At 36.3% G+C, this 17,976-nt stretch carries 14 protein-coding genes; 9 read left to right on the top strand and 5 right to left on the bottom strand.

Translation table 11 applies throughout. The features are described from left to right. Nucleotides 1-15 precede the first annotated feature (15 nt). Nucleotides 16-1,233 carry a PucR family transcriptional regulator gene (locus tag FXW34_RS17175; RefSeq protein WP_147535277.1) on the bottom strand — a complete coding sequence of 406 codons (1,218 nt, stop codon included), beginning with the start codon at nt 1,231-1,233 and terminating at the stop codon, nt 16-18. Between the two features lie 279 nt (nt 1,234-1,512). Here FXW34_RS17175 and FXW34_RS17170 point away from each other — a divergent pair, with 279 nt between their 5' ends. Genes FXW34_RS17170 through FXW34_RS17150 form a run of 5 tightly spaced genes read left to right on the top strand, consistent with a single transcriptional unit; the run spans nt 1,513 to nt 7,589 of the window. After that, nucleotides 1,513-2,835: a radical SAM protein gene (locus FXW34_RS17170; RefSeq protein ID WP_147535276.1), complete on the top strand. Its 1,323-nt coding sequence runs from the start codon at nt 1,513-1,515 to the stop codon at nt 2,833-2,835. Nucleotides 2,836-2,859: 24 nt separating this feature from the next. Next, on the top strand, nt 2,860-3,582 hold the full coding sequence (locus FXW34_RS17165; protein ID WP_147535275.1) for a TorD/DmsD family molecular chaperone: 723 nt from the start codon (nt 2,860-2,862) through the stop codon (nt 3,580-3,582). 18 nt (nt 3,583-3,600) lie between these two features. Continuing rightward, nucleotides 3,601-6,177, top strand: a complete 2,577-nt coding sequence (locus FXW34_RS17160) for a molybdopterin-dependent oxidoreductase (RefSeq protein ID WP_147535274.1) — start codon at nt 3,601-3,603, stop codon at nt 6,175-6,177. 17 nt (nt 6,178-6,194) lie between these two features. Then, nucleotides 6,195-6,731, top strand: coding sequence for a DMSO/selenate family reductase complex B subunit (locus FXW34_RS17155; protein WP_147535273.1), 537 nt, complete (start codon nt 6,195-6,197; stop codon nt 6,729-6,731). 24 nt (nt 6,732-6,755) lie between these two features. Continuing rightward, nucleotides 6,756-7,589 carry a dimethyl sulfoxide reductase anchor subunit family protein gene (locus FXW34_RS17150; protein WP_147535272.1) on the top strand — a complete coding sequence of 278 codons (834 nt, stop codon included), beginning with the start codon at nt 6,756-6,758 and terminating at the stop codon, nt 7,587-7,589. 127 nt (nt 7,590-7,716) lie between these two features. On the opposite strand, the gene putP is transcribed toward FXW34_RS17150, so the two are convergent. Together putP and FXW34_RS23595 are read right to left on the bottom strand one after the other, a co-directional pair. Beyond that, nucleotides 7,717-9,189 (bottom strand): sodium/proline symporter PutP, encoded by a 1,473-nt coding sequence (gene putP, locus FXW34_RS17145; protein ID WP_147535271.1) that lies wholly within the window; start codon nt 9,187-9,189, stop codon nt 7,717-7,719. Then, nucleotides 9,176-9,298, bottom strand: coding sequence for a hypothetical protein (locus FXW34_RS23595; RefSeq protein ID WP_281292943.1), 123 nt, complete (start codon nt 9,296-9,298; stop codon nt 9,176-9,178). The genes putP and FXW34_RS23595 overlap by 14 nt, the downstream gene beginning before the upstream one ends. A 684-nt stretch (nt 9,299-9,982) precedes the next feature. On the opposite strand from FXW34_RS23595, the gene FXW34_RS17140 reads away from it, so the two are divergent. Continuing rightward, a complete protein-coding gene (locus FXW34_RS17140; protein WP_147535270.1) occupies nt 9,983-10,726 on the top strand; it encodes a DUF4230 domain-containing protein in 744 nt (247 codons plus the stop codon). Between the two features lie 46 nt (nt 10,727-10,772). Here FXW34_RS17140 and FXW34_RS17135 read toward each other — a convergent pair whose 3' ends face one another. Both FXW34_RS17135 and FXW34_RS17130 read right to left on the bottom strand, forming a co-directional pair. Beyond that, nucleotides 10,773-11,180 (bottom strand): hypothetical protein, encoded by a 408-nt coding sequence (locus FXW34_RS17135; RefSeq protein WP_147535269.1) that lies wholly within the window; start codon nt 11,178-11,180, stop codon nt 10,773-10,775. Between the two features lie 205 nt (nt 11,181-11,385). Continuing rightward, complete coding sequence (locus FXW34_RS17130; protein ID WP_147535268.1) at nt 11,386-11,922, bottom strand: ribonuclease H-like YkuK family protein; 537 nt, start codon at nt 11,920-11,922, stop codon at nt 11,386-11,388. Between the two features lie 212 nt (nt 11,923-12,134). Here FXW34_RS17130 and FXW34_RS17125 point away from each other — a divergent pair, with 212 nt between their 5' ends. The 3 genes from FXW34_RS17125 to FXW34_RS17115 all read left to right on the top strand — a co-directional run bounded on the left by FXW34_RS17125 (nt 12,135) and on the right by FXW34_RS17115 (nt 17,887). Continuing rightward, on the top strand, nt 12,135-14,036 hold the full coding sequence (locus tag FXW34_RS17125; RefSeq protein ID WP_187119005.1) for a beta-propeller domain-containing protein: 1,902 nt from the start codon (nt 12,135-12,137) through the stop codon (nt 14,034-14,036). Nucleotides 14,037-14,245: 209 nt separating this feature from the next. Beyond that, on the top strand, nt 14,246-16,129 hold the full coding sequence (gene htpG / locus FXW34_RS17120) for a molecular chaperone HtpG (protein WP_147535266.1): 1,884 nt from the start codon (nt 14,246-14,248) through the stop codon (nt 16,127-16,129). 237 nt (nt 16,130-16,366) lie between these two features. Continuing rightward, nucleotides 16,367-17,887, top strand: a complete 1,521-nt coding sequence (locus tag FXW34_RS17115) for a Ppx/GppA phosphatase family protein (protein ID WP_342780746.1) — start codon at nt 16,367-16,369, stop codon at nt 17,885-17,887. Nucleotides 17,888-17,976: the final 89 nt, after the last annotated feature.

The raw sequence follows: 17,976 nt of genomic DNA, 5'->3' as shown, positions 1-17,976 counted from the left end.
CAAAATCACCCTTTTTTATGTCAGTTTTCGTAGTAGTTTGATTTTGAAAGCAGCTGATATATTTAAACGATTATTAACGTCATCTAGCTTAATATTTAATATTTCTTCCACCTTCTTTAATCGATAACGTAATGTATTCCGGTGTAGAAAAAGAGCAGTTGATGTTTTTGTCATATCAAATTGGTTTGAAGAAAAAGCTTCAAGTGTTTCTAGAAAATTGGTGCCATTTGCTGCGTCATACTCAAGTAGGGCACCTAAAATATTTTCGTAGTATTCTTTCAAGTCTTGGAGGTCATGTTTATATAAAATTCTCTCTAAACCTAAGTCGGAAAAAAACGGTAGCTTAATGTTAATTAATATTCCTAGTTCAAAGGCAACTTTGGCTTCCTGAAAGCTTCGGAATAGTTCGGTGGGATTTTTATATACTTTTCCAAAGCCACAAGCAAGCTGTTTGTCTCCTATATATGAACTCGTATCATTTAATATCGCTGTAGATAAACTCTCAAGATCCTTTCGAAATAAAGCAAAATTTGGGTTTGAAACAGGTAGTAAGACGGTTACCTGATTGTGACGGATTAAACTGATGGGTTTAATGTTCTTTTGGAGAAGTGTTTTTTCAACCTTAAGGAGTATCGTTTGCAGCATTTGATGGTCATTAATAAAATGATCAGCATCTAATAACGAAAAAACGACTGCTATATGGGGCAATCGAAAGTCCCATCCCCAAATATCTCCGTATTCAATGATTTCTTCTTTTTGTTTCATATTTCCAAATAAAAGATTGAATAGAAATGCTTCTTTAAACTTTGATTTTTCCTGCATCATTTCAATTCTTTTTTGCAAATGGATACCGCATAAAGAGGCAACAAAGTTTAACAAATCGGCATACATGGGTATATCTTCATCTTTATTGTTTAATAAAATAATGTAACCAATCGTATTGTCATGGTGCACAATTGGGCAAGCCAAGCCTTGTTGGAATTTCGATTGTAATGAAATTTTACAAGTAAAAGAAGCCCCATTAATAACTTGCCTATCTTGAATTTCTATTATATTCGCTTCTTCCACAGAGAAAGTATGATCGGAAGAAAAGGAGATTTGAAATAAAGGGTCAGTGATATATGCGTGAAGTGATAAAAGGCTTGATAACTTAATTAGAATAGAACGGGCTCCTTGATTAGACACAGCTAGTAATTCTTGAACATAATCTGGAATCGGATACTGTTCGACCATTTTATCCCGTCTCCTTTCTACTATATAGATATAGTAAAACTAGTTCTTTCATCATAACGTATCTTTAAAAGGCAAACAATGAATGTCACAGAACCGTAAAAACCGTTTGTTCCCACGCACAAAAACTAAAGCAAATATTCGTTTGCTGAGGCCATATTATTCACAACCTCAAAACAATATAATGAATTCATAAAATTACTTCAACCTTTTCGCGATGAAAGTGACTGATTATATAAGCAGCTTAAGAGAAATAGTTTCGAAAGGGATGTGCTATCCGGAATGAATGCGCTCATAAAAAACATCGACCACAAACCAAAGAATCATAATCTACTTCAATACGCAGCTATCTATAAAAATATCGAAGAGAATACAAAAAAACAAATTCAGGAATACGGATTACCATTAGGAAAAGATTATGACGAAGCTAAGAAGTCAACTGACCAGCTTGACAAGCTAATTAAGCAAGGAGCCATATTTAGCAACAACAATAAAAGCATTCGCTCGAATAAAAGAGTATCTTCGGCTTGTGATGCCTGTCAGACGGGAACTGGTAGTTATACATCATTTGTATCATTAAAATGCCATCGTGATTGCTACTTTTGTTTTAATAAAAATCAAGATCATTATTCCTTCCATGTAAGGAATCATAATAATGTCAACGGTGAGCTTACTAAATTAGTCCAACAGGGAGTTAAACTTACCCACCTAGCTTTGACTGGAGGCGAACCGCTCCTCCATGCTGAGGAAACCATTAGCTTTTTTCAGCTGGCTAATGTGCTAGTTCCACAAACCCATACAAGATTGTATACTGCTGGTGATTTGTTAACAGAAGAATTACTGCAACGCCTAAAGGAGACTGGGCTAAATGAAATTCGCTTTAGCATTAAACTCGAGGATTCTTCACAGAAAAGAAATCATATACTCGGAAAAATCGCTTTAGCGAAGCAATACATTGAGGATGTTTTAGTCGAAATGCCAGTCATTCCAGGTACTGGAGCAGAAATGAAGACGCTATTATTAGAATTAGAGAAACTACAAATATTTGGAATTAATCTATTGGAATTTTGTTTTCCGTTAGAAAATGCTCAGGCGTTTAGAGAACGCGGCTTTGCACTAAAAAACCCACCTTTTGATGTTTATTATAACTTCTGGTACGCAGGCGGATTAGCTGTAGAAGGTAGCCAAGAGCTCTGTCTCGAACTTGTTGAATTTGCACTAGAAAATCAGCTACAGCTTGGAGTTCATTATTGCTCACTAGAGAATAAATTTACGGGTCAAATCTATCAGCAAAATCAAGATCAGATTTTAAATGAGACCTATTATTTTTCAGCAAAGGACTATTATTTTAAAACAGCTAAAGCCTTTGGAAGCGATATATATAAAGTGCAAAAGGTGATGGAAAAGCATTGTATCCCTTTTACACTCAATCATGAGCACCACTATTTGCAATTTCCGATTAAACATATATGTTTACTAAAAAATAAAAATATCGAGCTCGTAATATCTTCTAATGTAGTTGAATTGGATGGAAATGAACAACTTATTCGTGAAGTTAAACTGGATTGGGTAACTGCTAAGGAATTTCAACTAGATTTAATTTAAGTCACCAAGAAAGTGGGGAGAAACATGGAAGCAATTAAACAAAGACTCGCAAGCGAGGATGTACTAAATATTTTATATGCAAGAGATTTTGCTTACGACATATTAAGAAGATTTTTCATTGAGGAACCATCTCAAATATATTTGAAACCATTTATCCAAGAAAACATGATTGAATTATTCCCTTTTCAAGAGGATTCTTTTGAACTATCACAAGGAGTTAATGAGATAAAGGAATACTTTAAACATCACGATGTAATCCATAATCGGGGGCATTTTGAAGATCTTCATTGGGATTATACAAAAATGTTTGTCGGTCCGTTTGAGCTACTCGCTTCGCCATGGGAATCGATTTATGTTCGAAAGGACAAATTACTTTTTCAAAAAACAACAATGGATATCCGAAAACTTTACGAAAAATATCGATTACGAACATCCCATTTTAATATTGAGGCTGAAGATCATATTGGTCTAGAGCTAGACTTCATGTATCAGCTTAATCATCTTTGTATCGAATCGTGTGAGCAGCAACATGATTATTCTATTGCGGAAATGATTTATCTTATGAAGGAACAGCACTCATTTTTAAATATGCATCTCCTAAAATTCGCACCTCATTTTTCTGATAATGTTTGTGAGCATGCTGAAACAGATTTTTTTAAGGGAATGGCTATAATTCTAAAACATTTCTTATTAATTGATTCAAAAGTTCTTGAAGAACTGTTGAAAATAGAAATATTTCAAAAATAGCAAACTAGGAGGGTTATCATGATCGATCTAATAAAGAAAATTCAAGACTTCAAAACTACGAGAAGATCGTTTATTGGATGGACTTCAGCAGTTGCTGCTACTGCAGCAATTCCAGTCGGGCGAAGCTTGATTGCGAAAGCTGAAACTACTGCAGGGATTGAAGATGCATCAGCTGAAGGCGTATGGAAAGCTGCTGCATGCTGGCATAACTGCGGAAGCCGCTGTTTAAACAAAGTACTTGTTAAAGATGGTGTTGTGATTCGTCAAAAAACAGATGATACTCACGAGGATACACCTGATTTTCCACAGCAACGTGGATGCTTAAGAGGTCGTTCTCAACGGAAGCAAGTGTTTAGTGCTGATCGTCTAAGATATCCGATGAAACGAAAAAATTGGGCACCTGGTGGTGGAAAGAAGGAACTTCGCGGAAAAGACCAGTGGGTTCGAATAAGCTGGGATGAAGCATTCGAAATAATCGCATCTGAAACAAAACGCATTAGTGGGAAATATGGCAATGAGTCAATCATGGTTACCGGCGGTGATGTCAATATTACGAACGTAATGGCAACTATGGGTGGATACAGCTCAGTATATGGTAGCTCATCATGGGGAGCCTGGCGCTGGATTTGGGAAAACATGGGCGTCGGTGAAGGTTTATTAGCAAACGGTATTAATGATCGCTTAGATTTAAGAAATTCGCAATTGATTGTCCTATGGGGAGCGAATCCAGCCTGGAGTACGATGGGAAGCGTAACCTATAACTATTTACAAGCGAAAAAAGCAGGTGCTCGTTTCATCGTCATTGACCCAATGTACTCTGAATCTGCCAATGTATTTGATGCTGATTGGGTTCCAGTTCGCCCGGGAACAGACGATGCATTAGCGTTTGGGATGATGTACACACTTCTAGATGAGGATAGCCCAACTAATCAACTAGTAAAATGGGATTTCTTAAACAAATATACAATTGGTTTCGATGCTGATCATATGCCAGAAGGTGCGGATCCAAAAGAAAACTTAAAGGATTATATTTTAGGAACCTATGACGGTCAACCAAAAACACCTGAATGGGCATCAGAAATTTGCGGAATATCTGCCAATAAAATTCGTGAGCTTGCTCGTGAAATAGGTGGAACAGATCGGGTTTCTTTACTAACTGGATGGTCACCTGCACGTATCAGCAATGGCGAAGGCTGGGTACAAGCGTTTTCAGCACTTGGAATGATGACAGGACATATGGGAAGTTCAGGAAATATGACGGGTGTAAGTTGTTGGGAATATGCAGGTAACATGGGACCTATGCTTCTAAAGGCAGGTGCTGCAGGAACACCAAAGGTAAAAAATCCAGTTACAAATATGATCAACGAGAATGAAATTTGGGATGCTGTTCTGGATGGAAAGTTCCTGCAACGTTACGAAGGTGAAAGAAAGGCTAATATTCAATTTATTTATCACAATTATAATAATACGCTGCAAACGAGAAGTAATATTGCAAAAGGAATCGAAGCGCATCGAAAAGTGGAGTTTATTGTAACAAATGCCTATTGCTTAACAACAAATGCTAAATACTCTGATATTGTCTTACCGGTAACAACACAATGGGAAACACCAGGTGCAGTAAAAGGTGGGAATCGTGAAATCTTAATCACTTGGTCGCAAATTATCGATCCTTTATATGAGTCAAAATCCGATCAAATGATTGCTGAGGGACTTTTAGAAAAGCTTGGAAAAAATCCAAAAGATGTTTTCCCATATTCCGAAAAACAACAATATTTTAATCAATTAGCAGGTAGTAAAGTTGTTACAGAAAACGGTGTGGATTTTGAACCGTTATGTACAATTACGGCTCAGGACATAAAAGAAATGGGCGTCGAAGGAACACCGCAGCAGGGACGTATCCCATTAAAAGAATTCATTGAAAAAGGCCTATATCAGGTTCCTCGAAAGCAAGGAGATAATTTTGGGTTTATTGCCTATCAAGATTTTATTGAAGATCCAGTTGCAAACCCAGTCTCCAGTGAAAGTGGAAAGTTTGAAATCTACTGTAAGGCAATCAACGAACTATCTAAAAAGGCCTATTCAGAAATAGCACCAATTCCAAAATATGAGCCAAAAGTTCATGGATATGAGGATACGTTTAAAGATTGGAAAACAAAGAAAAAAGGAAAGTTTCCATATCAAATTATTAATCCACATTACTTGAGACGTGCACATAGTGTATTTGATAATATCCCGCAGCTTAGGGAAGCATGGCCGAATCCGGTTTATTTGAATAGCAAAGACGCAAAGGAAATTGGCATCAAGGACGGAGATACAGTACTGATTTCCAATGAATTCGGAAAATCATTACGACCTGCACTTGTATGTGAAACCATTATGCCTGGTGTAATTGGTCTTCCTCACGGAGCATGGATTGATATTGATGAAAAAACCGGAATTGACCGTGCTGGTGCCGATAATTTATTTGTTCCGCACATTCCAAAGGGTCTAGGATCATCAGGTTTTAACCTTGCTCGATGTAATGTGGAAAAATGGACAGGTAATCCTCTTGAGGAAGATGTTAAATGGCCGCAACGAGTGATTGATTATAAATAGAAGGAGGTTGTTACTAAATGGCGCAAATGGGATTTTATATAAATGTTGCAGAATGTATCGGCTGTAAAACCTGTACTATTGCATGTAAGGATAAAAGCGATTTAGAAGTAGGAAGGAACTTCAGAAGAGTCTATGATTTTTCTGAAGGCTCTTACCCTAAACCATCAATATGGCATGTGTCAATATCTTGTAATCATTGTGATGATCCTGGATGTGTTCAGGGTTGTCCAACAGGGGCAATGTTCAAGCGCTCTGAAGATGGAGTGGTTTTAGTGGATGAGGATAAATGTGCAGGCTGTAAATATTGTCAGTGGAATTGTCCATATGGTGCACCACAATATAATGAAGAAGCTGGGAAGATGACTAAGTGTGATACTTGTTTGGATTTGCGTGAAAATGGAGAGGATCCAGTATGTGTATCTTCATGCATCATGAGAGCAATCGAGTTTGGACCAATCGATGAATTACGAAAAAAATATGGTAACAATGCTGATATAAAAGGTGTGCCTAGCTCATCTATCACAAAACCAAATTTAGTAATTGCAGGACAATAAAGCCTATAGCAGGAGGGATCATTTATGCATGAATGGCCGTTATTAATTTTTACTGTTGCAATTCCTGCTTCAGTAGGAGGTATATTATTTTTATCGTTTATACAGGGTAGTCTGGCGAAAAGTGGCAAGGATACGGTAAAGGTTATGAAGTTACCAATATTAGTGATTGCCATACTATCAATTATAGGATTGATTGGATCGTTCTTCCATCTTGGTAGCCCAATGAGTGCGATAAACACTCTTAAAGGCTTCGGACGGTCTTGGATGAGTAATGAAATCGTCTTTACAGGAGTTTTTATTGCCTTAGTTTGTGTAATGGCTGGATTAGTATTAATAAATAAAAAATTGAACCCGGTTCTTCTTCTTGTAACTGGAATAGTTGGTTTAGTGACGATTTATTGTATGGCAAGTGCGTATGCAGTAACTCGTGTAAATGGCTGGGATCATCTTAATACGTATTTAGTCTTCTTCGGGACAACATTTTCACTAGGTCCAGTACTTGGTGCTGGATTACTCACGGCTACAGTAAAAGATGAGAAAGCACAAAAGATTATCAAATGGGCATTTGCCTTTGGAATCATTGGTATTGCTATTCAAGTGGCAGGTTCAGCAATGTTTGCTGGGTATTTACCAGAGGTAGAAATGATTGACGGGTCAACGGCTGCTATGAAACTAGAATCATATTCAACAATGATTGGTATTCGCTGGATTATAGAATTAGCCGGTCTTGCAGCGATTGGTTATTTATCAGTCAAATCAATGCCAAAAACTAATTATGCAATGCTTTATGCTGCGATATTAGTCTTCGCGATAGCTGAAGGAATGAGTCGTTACGTATTCTATGTACTTGGTGCATAAGCTGTCATTCGAATTTTCCAAAATTATACTAAGTGTAGGATAAACAATTAAATCAAATATAAAGAGCAGAAGGGATGCGTGAATTACGGCATCTCTCCTGCTCTTTTTTGATAAATCATTCTACTAATTAGCCTCTCAAAGTTGTTTTATATGTTGTAAATTCATCCTGTATTTCTTTTGAAGGGACATTATCAAGCCTGCTAGTGATAATAACAGCAATGCAGCTAAATAAGAAACCTGGTGCGAGCTCGTATAAATCAAAAATACCCCCATTTATGTTACCCCATATTATTACAGTTAAAGCTCCGGTAATAATACCTGCAAATGCACCATTTCTTGTCATCCTTTTCCAGAATAGGCTTAAAATGATGACTGGTCCAAATGCTGCACCGAAACCAGCCCAAGCATAACCCACTAGCTCTAAAACTTTACTATTTGGATTATATCCGAGGAGAATCGCAACCAATGCGATACCGAGAACAGCCATTCTGCCAACAATCATTTCTTCTTTTTTAGAAGCATTTCTTCGGAAGAGTGCCTTATAGAAATCCTGTGCTAAGGCACTTGAAGATACTAGTAATTGAGAATCTACTGTACTCATAATTGCTGAGAGAATGGCTGCAAGTAAAAACCCTGCTATCCATGGATTAAATAATACTTGAGAAAACATGATAAAAACTGTTTCGGAATTTTCTAAGGGAGATTCAGAAAAATGGGCGATTCCTGCAAATCCTACAAATATTGCTCCAAAAAGGGAAATAATCATCCAGACCATACCAATAAGTCTTGCTTTTGGAATTTCACTTGTAGATTTGATGCCCATAAAGCGTACGATGATGTGTGGTTGCCCAAAATATCCAAGGCCCCAAGCTAATAAAGAGATTACTCCTATTAGTGTTGCTCCTGAGTACACATTAAGGAATGATGTATCAATGTTTCCAATTTTTTGAACCATCTTATTCCAACCACCAAGCTGAGTAATGGCAACGATTGGAATGATTACTAGCGCTAAAAACATTAATATCCCTTGGATAAAATCTGTCCAACTTGCAGCAAGAAAACCACCAAAAAGCGTATAAGATAATATCACAGCTGCCCCAATCCAAAGTGCTAAAGTATAATCTACATTAAATGAATTCTCGAGTAGAACAGCACCACCAACTAAACTTGCTGATGTGTAAAAGGTAAAAAATATCAGGATGACAATCGCAGATACAACCCGGAGTAGTTTTGATTGATCGTGGAATCGATTTTCAAAATATTCAGGAACAGTAATTGAGTTATTTGCCAGTTCACTGTAAATTCGAAATGGTTTTGCAATAAATTGCCAATTGATGTAGGCACCAATTGCTAAGCCAATCGGTAACCAAATGGATCCTAGACCACTTACATAAACCGCACCAGGTAATCCTAGCATTAGCCAACCGCTCATGTCTGAAGATCCAGCACTTAAAGCAGCTACTCCAGCACTAAGGCGCCTCCCACCCAGGATATAATCATTCAAATCTTTAGTCATTCTGGCAGCAACGATGCCGATAATTAACATACCAATTAGGTAAATTGTGATTGAAATAAGAGTCGCTGAATTAAAGGCCGTCATAGTGATCTCTCTCCTTTTCTTTAAAATAGGTAATGATTGATAAGATAATTAACATTGGCATTGGTGTTAAAATCCATAACCAAGTAGCGGTAGGGATGCTAAATTCCATAAACTCACCTCCTTTCAAGCTATACCAGACAAAAGGTAAAAAACTGAAAAATTAGTAGATTTGAAAATTCAGATTATGACAAGTGTGACTAACCACCGAATATAAGGTTTACGATGATTCCGTTCCGTTATGTTTAAATGTTGGAACTCACGGGTTAACAGGTTTAGTTAGCAATTGTAGTAGATGTCAAGCACATATTGAAGATAATAATGTTTTGGCTTCTATTGGTTTCATTGTGAGGGTGATGATATGTTGTCTATATCATTAAGTCGTCTTTAGAAATATGTAATCTCTTCCGAGTGTGTTCGTATGGTGTTCTCATTTTATCGTAACATGTTCAGAAATCATATCAAGGGTTATCGGGAAAGTTAGGAGTATATGACTCAATTAGTGAGGAATAATGTTTATACCCTATATTCTCTGGGGAATATCACTTCTCATGCCCGAATTTCGGTTCTTATCCAAATAATTGGGAATTGATGCGTGCGTTTGCGTGCATAATTACACAAAAATAGTATTGTTAAATGTACAAATGATAAAGTGAAATAGTGGATAATATGCGTGTAAGTTGTGTCGAACTCTGTCGTAAATTATGTTAAAATAAGGTTTAATAAATAGTAATTTCTTATTTTAATATTTTAAAATACTTCTAGTTAGATATGAGCAAAAAGGGAAGTGAAGTAGATGGGGAAACAAGAGGATTTAACGCGACAGCTTGAGAGCATCATGAACGAACTAAAAGAAGCCGAAAAAGAAAGTGCAGCATCAGTTGTGCTTAGGAATCATGTAAGTTCCACTGTATTATCCCAATCTTTAATAAAACTATTAATTAATATGTGGGGTAAAAGAATTATCATTGCATCAATCGTTATAGTTCTAATCGCAGCTGTTGGATTTTGGTATTTATCAGATGGTAATACCAAAATAGAAAAGACAAGTTTTGTTGAACAAGTACAGGAGCTTGCGACACTCGCAACAGCAAAAGCTCACATTAAAGTTGTAATTGAGCAAGAGGATAATCGGTTCTTTGGAAAAGAGATATCGATGAACTTTCCAGGCACTAAGCGTGAGCTAATATTAATTGTACCGGCTACGGTCCTGGCTGGTGTTGATTTAAAGGATATAACTTCAAATCAAGTTAAAGTGGATGAAGAGACGAAACAACTTGAAATTATTCTGCCCCATGCAAAATTAATCCAAGAGCCAGCTATTGAGATGGACAAAGTAATTGTGTTTTCTGATGAGGGGTTATTTCGAAGTGAAGTCGACTGGTCAGAGGGCTTTGATCTTGCTTCAGTAGCTCAAAAGGAAATAAAAGCGGAAGCAACAAACATCGGTTTGTTGCAGACAGCAGAAAAAAGTGCAGAAAAAGTATTAACAGAGTTTTTTGCTAACTTAGGTTACACAGTAAAAGTTACCTATGAATAGAAACAAAAAATCCAGTCCGATGATAGAAGGACTGGATTTTTTTGATTTAAGCATTGACAATATTATAGGTAGAGCTTGTTGGATCCCATTGGAAAATACCTTCTTGTAATCGAATCATAGTATCAAAAGGACAGGAGATGTTTTCCTGCAGAGCAGAGTCGTTTTGATGCTGATCTTGAATCAGTTCATTTCTCAGCTGCAGCAGTTCTTTTTTAGAAGCAACATGAACGACCATTTCCATCGTAATTTGGCTTTCGATAATCCCCTTACTCTTACAGAGGCTTTCTTGAAAGCTTTTGTTGTACTTAATCATCATAGGTAAATCCTTTAAACATGCGACACCAAAAACATCCTTAACAATATCGTCGTATCTTAATTGGTAGCCTGTCGCAAATTTCACAATGTTTTTCTCAGGATTTTCCAAATAATAGATCGTTTCAATTTCAGTCGCCAATTTGTTACACCTACTTCCTCAATCGCATGCAATTGTCTAAGTAATTCTATTATGACATATTTTTTGGTTTTTCGGGTATAACTTGCTTAAGTTTTTGTTGGAAATAAGAGGTTTTTGTCATATGTTAGTGTTTTTTCTATATGTGGTATTTCCTACAGAGGAAAGAATGATAGGAGAGATCTGGGGAAGTAGTCCCAGATCACAATTAGCGTGTGTACCGATTTGCATAGCTAGAGGCAACAAAGGCATCTGGTTTTATCTTTGGTTCAACACCCATTGATTCTATTCTGGCGACCATTTCTTTCACAAACTCGCTTGTCTTATTCCGATTTCCGGCACCAATATCAATATGGCCTTCCATGGTGAAGGAAGCGCCTTGGTAGACATAGGGAAGAACGATGTTAATTAGTTGATCCTTCCTTTCTTTTGTGAAAAATGAAACAACTTCTTCAGTTAATGAAAGTTCTCGGGAAATGCGCTCATACAAATGGACCATTTTTCTAGGGACTGTTAACTTATTAATGCAAGCCCATACACCTTTTCCCTCATTTTGAATCACGATACCTGTGATAAAGACCGTTTTACATTTATGAACCTGGGAATCTGTTCCAATCATTAATTTATAATTTCCACAGGGGGATAAACTCATAAACTGCAAGATTCGCTTAAAAACCTCTTCAAAGCTCATTCCGGCTTCCCTGAGATTTTGAAAGGAATACTCAGTAAAATAGCTATTATTCATAAAACAGCACCACATCTTCCTTTTCCCGTAAGAGGGTTTTATCTTATTCATATTTTATGGGATAAGTTTTCATGTGTGCGGGACAAAACTTTATAAAAAAGCCAAGTAAATTTCATAATTTTATTAAAAATAAAAACGTAATGAGAATATATTTTTCCGTTCGATGTATCTCTGGACATCCTTTTGCGTCTAATGTGATAGGAGGGATTCAGATGAAAATACTATGGGGTGTTAGTGGCATATTAGTTGCAGTGTTAACGATTATCATTATATATGTTTACCTTCAGCCTAGTTCCGAACCAAAATGGAATGAATGGACTGATGGAGAATTACCAGTAATTGGGACAAAAGCAAAATTAGATAATTATTTCAAAAAAATTATAAAAGACACGGAAAGCACAAGGTCGTTTTTTGGCGCACAGGAAAACTTGATCGAATCAAAAGCAAGCGATGCCACAAGTGCTGATAGTAGTGGGAATCAGCAAGCATCCGAAACAAATGTTCAGGTTGAGGGTGTGGATGAAGCAGACATTGTTAAAACAGATGGTAATTACATATATCAAGTGCGGCAGAATCAAGTGACTATTATTGAAGTTAATCAGGCTAGAAATATGAAAGTAGCATCTTCGATAAGTTATGATCCTTCTTTTTTACCTACTGAACTTTACCTTTATCAAAATCAGTTAGTCGTAATTGGACAAAGCCATAAATATGAAGCTTACGGCAATACAAACCAGTCTGCTGTAGCAGATATGAAAATGGCACCAGTGTCTCAAGCTACAAAAGCTGTTGTCTACAATGTGGAAAATCCTGAAAAGCCAGTGCAAATTCGCGAAATAAAGCTTGATGGAGCTTACGTGTCATCGCGGAGAATCGACGGTCTCGTATACCTTATCACGAATCAGTTCCCTGAATATTGGATACTGGAGGAAAATAAAGCGATTGACCTCCGTCCGACTTTTTCAGATTCTGTCGTAAGCACCTCTTCAATACCAGTAGATTATGATAAGATTCAATATTTTCCGGATTCAAAGGAAGCAAACTATACAATGATTGCTTCGTTTAATTTAGCGCAGCCCGAAAAAGAAGCAGCCATCACGACATACCTGGGAAGCGGAAATCAACTTTACATGTCAAAGGACAATCTTTATTTAGCTGTCCCTCATTATGAGGAAAAAGCATTTGATTTATCAAATAAGGTCAACACGCCAGATAGTACAATCTATAAGTTTTCAGTTAAGGATACTGAAGTGAAATTCCATAGTTCAGCAGTTGTTCCTGGTACACTGTTAAATCAATTCTCGATGGATGAGTATAATGGTTATTTTCGTCTAGTCACGACAAAGGGATACGCATGGGACGAACGACAGCCTTCAACAAATCAGTTATTGATATTAAATGAGAACTTAAAGCAGGTCGGAAATCTTTCTGAACTTGCCCGAGGTGAACGGATATATTCAGCAAGATTTCTTGGTGACAAAATCTATATGGTAACCTTTAAAGAGACTGACCCACTATTCGTTATTGACGCCAAAGAACCAACACAGCCAAAAGTACTCGGTGAATTAAAAATCCCTGGCTTTAGTAACTATCTGCATCCATATGATGAAAACCATATTATCGGCTTTGGCCAGGACACAAAGCTTGTCGATGATAAGGCTTCAAATGGCCCACCTCGCGTCATAACAAATGGCGTGAAAATCTCATTGTTTGATGTCAGTGATATGAGCAATCCTAAAGAGAAATATACTGAAGTCATCGGAGGTCGTGGAACCTATTCAACATTAAATTATGATCATAAAGCGCTTCTTTTTAATAAAAATAAAGACTTATTTGGTTTCCCGATTTCTGTTTATCAAAACAGCACGAAAAATGAATACGAACAAATTTATGAGTTTCAAGGTGCCTATCTTTACAAAATCAATCCCGAAACAGGCTTTACACTTCAGCTAAAGATTAGTCATGAGACCGAAAAAGGTCAATTTGAACAATGGGAAAATACCATTCAAAGACTTGTAACAATAGGAGATACTATTTACGCTCTATCTCCGGACAATATCAGTGCACACGACTTAACTTCAAATGCACAAATAGGTGAATTATCACTTAAATAATGCATCAAAACGCGTTGGATTTATATTAAGAAGGAAACTTCCAGCGAAACTCTTGACAGAAAAATAAAGAATATGATATTAAAAAGGTATGATTTAGCACTCGGTTAACTTGAGTGCTAATTTGTTTGTCGTTCAATTTTTATGACTATCATAAAGATGATGCATTTTTAAACAGTCGTAGTTTTACATAAGCGAAAGGGGAAATCAATATGGAAAAAATGGAATTTAAAGCAGAATCAAAACGCCTATTAGAAATGATGATTAACTCCATCTATACGCATAAGGAAGTATTTTTAAGAGAGTTAATCTCCAATGCCAGTGATGCAATCGATAAAATCTACTACAAAGCCTTGACGGATGAATCATTAAGTTTTGACAAAGACAATTATTTTATCAAAATTGTGCATGACAAAGAAAACCGCACGTTGAAAATCACCGACACTGGAATTGGGATGACGAAGGAAGAACTAGAAACAAATCTTGGTACAATTGCTAAGAGCGGTTCTTTAGCCTTCAAAAAAGAAACCGAGCTTAAAGATGGTTTCGATATTATCGGTCAATTTGGTGTTGGCTTTTATGCTGCTTTTATGGTTGCTGACACTGTTACGGTCGTAAGTAAATCACTAGGCAGTGATATCGCTTATAAGTGGGAATCAACAGGTGCAGACGGCTACACGATTGAAGCTGTTGACAAAGCAGAAGTAGGAACAGAAATTACGTTAAAAATCAAAGAAAACACAGAAGATGAAAATTATGATGATTATCTCGATGAGTATCGCTTAAAAACAATCATCAAAAAATACTCTGACTTTATCCGCTACCCAATCAAAATGGATGTGACAAAGAGCAAGCTAAAAGAGGGCAGCGAAAGTGAGTACGAACAATACACAGAAGAAGAAATAATTAACAGCATGGTTCCAATTTGGCGGAAAAATAAAAACGAGCTGACCGATGCAGACTATGAGAACTTTTATGCGGAAAAACGCTATGGTTTTGATAAACCGCTAAAATCAATCCATATTACGGTCGATGGAACAGTTCGTTACAATTCAATCCTGTATATTCCAGAAAATATTCCATTTGACTATTATTCGAGAGAATTTGAAAAAGGGCTCGAGTTATACTCTAACGGCGTTCTTATCATGGATAAATGCGCTGATCTCTTGCCAGATCACTTTAGTTTTGTTAAAGGTATGGTTGATTCAGAGGATTTATCGCTAAACATCTCACGGGAAATGCTTCAACATGACCGTCAATTAAAGCTTATTGCCAAAAATATTGGTAAGAAAATTAAGAGTGAGCTACAAAGCCTACTTAAGAATGATAGAGAGAAATATGAAAAGTTCTATAATTCGTTTGGCCGTCAGCTAAAATATGGAGTATATGCAGATTTTGGTGCTAATAAAGACGCCCTCCAAGATTTACTTATGTTCTATTCTTCAAAAGAGAAGAAATTAGTCACCTTGGAAGAATATGTATCTAGAATGCCTGAGGATCAAAAATACATTTATTACGCAGCTGGTGAATCCGTCGAAAGAATCGAAAAGCTTCCGCAAACCGAATTTGTTTCTGAAAAAGGTTTTGAAATCCTGTTCTTCACTGAGGATATTGATGAGTTTGCGATAAAAATGTTGATGAATTACAAAGAAAAAGAATTTAAATCGATTTCGAGTGATGACCTTGGCATCGAAGGAGAAGATAATAAGTCTGACTCTGAATCAGAGGATCAAGAAAGCAAAGAACTGTTTGATTATATGAAGTCAGCCTTGGCTGGAAAGGTGAAGGATGTCCGTATTTCAAAACGTTTGAAATCTCACCCGGTTTGTCTAGCGACGGAAGGTGACATTTCAATTGAAATGGAAAAGATTCTTGCAGCAATGCCGGATAATACTCAACAAGTAAAAGCAGATAAAATCCTTGAAATCAATAAAAACCATGAGGTATACCAATCATTGAAGGCTGCGTTTGAGTCTGACAAACAAAAACTTGAATTATATACAAAACTACTTTACAATCAGGCATTATTAATCGAAGGTCTGCCAATTGCTGACCCAGTCGAGTTCACTAATGATATTTGTAAGGTTATGGTATAAAATAGAAATATTAAAACGTCCTAATACAAAGAGACATCTAGCGTTTGAAGATGTCTCTTTGTGCTTTTGTCATAACTTTTTTATGTAAAAATACTTTCCCATAGAACAAATTGTATTTTTAAGTCGATTATCGTTAAGGTTTTGTAAAAATCATGGTTTCTTATTTTCCAATCTTTTAAAATAGGATTAACCATAATCAACCGTAAATAAGTTATTTGTGAAGGGATGTTGATAAGATTGTACAATGAATATGGAATCATAGATATCGGCTCAAATACAATGCGTCTAGTCATATATAAACGTGATTTGAGTGGACGTTTAATGGAAATAGAAAACGTAAAAATTGTTGCTCGTTTACGTGTATATCTGAACAATGATAGAATTCTCTCGGCAAAAGGAATTAGTCTATTAATTAGGACACTACTTAGTTTTCAGGAGGTAACACGACATCACCAAATAAAAGAGGTGAAATGTGTGGCAACAGCCTCAATTCGTCAAGCGAAAAATCAGCAGCAGATTCTTGCTGAAGTAGAAAAGCAGACTGATTTTTCAATTAGAATACTATCAGAATACGAGGAAGCATATTTCGGTTATTTCGCTGTGTTAAACTCATTTGCCATCGATGAAGCCATCACGATTGATATCGGTGGAGGAAGTACCGAGGTTACCTATTTTAATAAACGTGAATTAATCGAATATCATAGCTTTCCTTTCGGCGCACTAGCCTTAAAGAAACAATTTGTAAGCGGTGAAGTTCCGACACTTGAGGAGAACCAAAGAATTAGTACATTTGTGCAACAGAACTTTGAAACGCTGGATTGGTTGAAAAATAAACAAGTTCCTGTTATTGCAATCGGTGGAAGTGCGCGAAATATGGCCCAGATTCATCAAGCAATTACCAAATATCCACTAGCTGATATCCACCAATATGAAATGGCACTAACTGACATACAAGAAGTTAAGGAATTGCTTGCTCCACTATCCTTTTCGCAACTAACGAAAGTGGATGGATTAGCAAGTGATCGTGCCGATATTATCATGCCAGCCGTTCTTGTATTTGAACAAATCATGGATACTTCTAGTACCACTACGTTCTTGATTAGCAGAAAGGGACTAAGGGATGGGATCTTCTATAAAGAATTATCTAGACCACATGGATCAAAGACTTTTAAAAATGTCGTGGAGAAGAGTTTATTTCTTTTGGCACAGGATTATGAAGTTGACCAGAAACATGCTAAGCAAGTATCTTATCTAGCCCTTTCAATATTTACACAATTACAGAAACTTGCTTTGGCAGAATTTACTGATGAAGATCTTTTTTATTTAATGAAAGGCGCTTCGATTTATAATTTTGGAGAGCATGTTTCTAATGAATCCAGTAGTGAACATACATTTTACTTATTAACCAATCGGATGATTGATGGAATGAAGCATAAGGACCGAGTTAAACTTGCTTTAATATCTTCATACAAGAAAAAGGACTTATTCCGCCAATTTGTTGAACATTATCAGCATTGGTATACCAAAAATGAATTGAAAAAAATGAGGCTTCTTGGTGCGATATTAAAATTGGCAAATAGCTTAAATAGTACAAAGCGAAATGTTGTCGATTGCTTAAAGCTAAGTGTAAGCGATGGAACAATTCTTCTTGAGGCTTTATGCAAAAAAGATTGGAAACCTGAAGAATATCAGGCAAATAAACAAAAAAAGCATTTAGAAAAAGCATTGAAACGAAATATTGAAATTTTGTTTTCCTAATAGTATTCAATTTTACAATTCTTTTACAAACACTTTACACCCATTTAATACCACAGAATATTATTATGATAACATTAATATAGAAAATA

The sequence above is a fragment of the Bacillus marasmi genome, assembly GCF_902168435.1.
GTDB lineage: Bacteria > Bacillota > Bacilli > Bacillales > Cytobacillaceae > Bacillus_BU > Bacillus_BU marasmi.
This window is presented reverse-complemented; position numbering and strand designations above follow the sequence as displayed.

Bases quoted from the DNA above. Each gene is read 5' to 3' on its own strand.
- FXW34_RS17160 (WP_147535274.1), top strand. From the start codon at position 3,601: ATGATCGATCTAATAAAGAAAATTCAAGACTTCAAAACTACGAGAAGA.
- FXW34_RS17140 (WP_147535270.1), top strand. From the start codon at position 9,983: ATGGGGAAACAAGAGGATTTAACGCGACAGCTTGAGAGCATCATGAAC.
- htpG (WP_147535266.1), top strand. From the start codon at position 14,246: ATGGAAAAAATGGAATTTAAAGCAGAATCAAAACGCCTATTAGAAATG.
- FXW34_RS17170 (WP_147535276.1), top strand. From the start codon at position 1,513: ATGAATGCGCTCATAAAAAACATCGACCACAAACCAAAGAATCATAAT.
- FXW34_RS23595 (WP_281292943.1), bottom strand. From the start codon at position 9,298: ATGGAATTTAGCATCCCTACCGCTACTTGGTTATGGATTTTAACACCA.
- FXW34_RS17150 (WP_147535272.1), top strand. From the start codon at position 6,756: ATGCATGAATGGCCGTTATTAATTTTTACTGTTGCAATTCCTGCTTCA.
- FXW34_RS17130 (WP_147535268.1), bottom strand. From the start codon at position 11,922: ATGAATAATAGCTATTTTACTGAGTATTCCTTTCAAAATCTCAGGGAA.
- FXW34_RS17125 (WP_187119005.1), top strand. From the start codon at position 12,135: ATGAAAATACTATGGGGTGTTAGTGGCATATTAGTTGCAGTGTTAACG.
- FXW34_RS17155 (WP_147535273.1), top strand. From the start codon at position 6,195: ATGGCGCAAATGGGATTTTATATAAATGTTGCAGAATGTATCGGCTGT.
- FXW34_RS17165 (WP_147535275.1), top strand. From the start codon at position 2,860: ATGGAAGCAATTAAACAAAGACTCGCAAGCGAGGATGTACTAAATATT.
- FXW34_RS17175 (WP_147535277.1), bottom strand. From the start codon at position 1,233: ATGGTCGAACAGTATCCGATTCCAGATTATGTTCAAGAATTACTAGCT.
- putP (WP_147535271.1), bottom strand. From the start codon at position 9,189: ATGACGGCCTTTAATTCAGCGACTCTTATTTCAATCACAATTTACCTA.